1 protein-coding gene is annotated in these 988 nt (G+C 57.3%); it reads left to right on the top strand.

All coding sequences use genetic code 11. The features are described from left to right. Positions 1-988 (top strand): GSU2403 family nucleotidyltransferase fold protein (locus CO670_RS32345; RefSeq protein ID WP_097594073.1); only part of this gene is annotated, 988 nt, incomplete at both ends.

Here is a 988-nt window from a genome sequence, read left to right as displayed (position 1 = left end):
ATGGTTGCGGAACTCCAGCAGCGGGCATTTGACGATGATTGGGCGGAAGATTTTCCCCCATCGGGTAGATTCGTGCCGGTGGCAGTCGATGGTCGGCGTTATTGGTATTTCGACCAACCAGATGGTGGGGGTGGGCAGAAGCGCCGGTATGTCGGACCTGCCGACGATCCCTTGATTTCGGAACGGGTCGAAACCTTCAAGGGTGAGAAGTCAGATTATAAGGCTCGCCGCAAGTTCGTTTCCACGCTAACGCGCGAAGCCGGTTTGATTGCCGCTGATCACTTTACCGGCGAGATAGTGCAGGCGCTTGCCAAGGCCGGTCTCTTCCGGCTGCGCGGTGTTCTTATCGGCACCGTCGCTTTTCAATGCTACTCGGCATACCTTGGCATCCGTCTGCCCTCGGCGGCGATCCTAACAGGTGATGCAGACATAGCCCAGGATTTCGCGATCTCCGCCGAGGTGGCGGATTCGCTGCCGCCGATCCTCGATCTCCTAAAAGGGCTTGATCCAACGTTCCGCGCCGTGCCGCATATCAGCGGCAGCTCTCTATCTCATGCCTTCCGGAATCAAACCGGTTACAGGGTCGAGTTCATGACGACTAACAGGGGAGCTGAAGAATATTCGGACAAACCCGCCAACATGCCCGCTCTCGGTGGTGCGTCAGCCGAACCGCTAAGATTCATGGATTTCCTGATCCGCGATCCCGTTCGTTCGATCTTGCTACATGGTGCCGGTATCTCAGTTGTTATCCCTGATCCTTGCCGGTACGCGGTGCACAAGCTTATCATTGCCGGTCGCCGTCAAAATGACGCCGGCGGCCAGGCCAAACGGGATAAAGACCTCAGACAGGCAGGAATGCTATTCGACGCCCTGCCGGTCACGGGTCATGGACCTTCACTGGTTTACGCTCTGGAAGAGGCATGGGATCGCGGGCCTGCGTGGAAGCTGGCGATCTCGGAAGCAGCCGAAACCATGCACAAGGAATATT

This window comes from Rhizobium sp. J15, from assembly GCF_002531825.1.
GTDB lineage: Bacteria > Pseudomonadota > Alphaproteobacteria > Rhizobiales > Rhizobiaceae > Rhizobium.
This window is presented reverse-complemented; position numbering and strand designations above follow the sequence as displayed.